Source organism: Kitasatospora sp. P5_F3, assembly GCF_054049135.1.
Genome location: NZ_JBFUMY010000195.1, coordinates 1 through 950 on the forward strand (window position 1 = coordinate 1; position 950 = coordinate 950).

The 950-nt window shown below is 71.1% G+C and carries 1 protein-coding gene; it reads left to right on the plus strand.

Annotation, left to right across the window (positions count from 1 at the left end; all coding sequences use genetic code 11):
- On the plus strand, nt 1-950 hold a 950-nt coding region (locus ACXJMZ_RS37295; protein WP_457034429.1), incomplete at both ends, for a dihydropteroate synthase.

Genomic DNA, 950 nt, shown 5'->3' on the forward strand with positions numbered 1-950 from the left:
GGCCGCCCGGTCGCCGTCCGTGACCCGCGCCCGGAGCCGTCGGCTGCGTCGCTGTACCAGCCGGTGTCGTTCCGTCAGGACACCTCCTACCTGGCGATCGGCGAGCGCACCAACGCCAACGGGTCGAAGAAGTTCCGCGACTCGATGCTGGCCGGTGACTGGCAGGCGTGTGTGGAGATCGCCCGTGAGCAGATCCGTGACGGCTCCCACCTGCTGGACCTGTGCGTCGACTACGTCGGCCGGGACGGCGTCGCGGACATGAAGGAGATCGCCGGCCGCCTGGCCACCGCCTCCACGCTGCCGATCGTGCTGGACTCCACCGAACCCGACGTCCTGCGCGCCGGCCTTGAGGCGCTGGGCGGGCGGGCGGTGCTGAACTCGGTGAACTACGAGGACGGGGACGGCCCGGACACCCGCTTCGGCCGGATCGCCTCACTGGCCCGCGAACACGGGGCCGGCCTAATCGCGCTGACCATCGACGAGGAGGGCCAGGCCCGCACCGCGGAGGCGAAGGTGGCGATCGCGGAGCGCCTGATCACCCAGCTCACCGGCGAGTACGGCGTCGACGAGGGCTCGATCCTGGTGGACTGCCTCGCCTTCACCCTCGGCACAGGCCAGGAGGAGTCGCGGCGCGACGGCATCGAGACGATCGAGGCGATCCGCGAGCTGAAGCGCCGCCACCCCGACGTGCAGACCACCCTGGGCCTGTCCAACATCTCCTTCGGGCTCAGCCCGGCGGCCCGGCAGGTCATCAACTCGGTGTTCCTGCACGAGTGCGTCGAAGCCGGCCTGGACTCGGCGATCGTGCACGCCTCCAAGATCCTGCCCATCGCCCGCATCCCCGACGAGCAGCGCACGGTCGCCCTCGACCTGGTCTACGACCGCCGCGCCGAGGGCTACGACCCCCTGCAGCGCCTGCTGCAGCTCTTCGAGGGCGTCAGCGTCGCCTC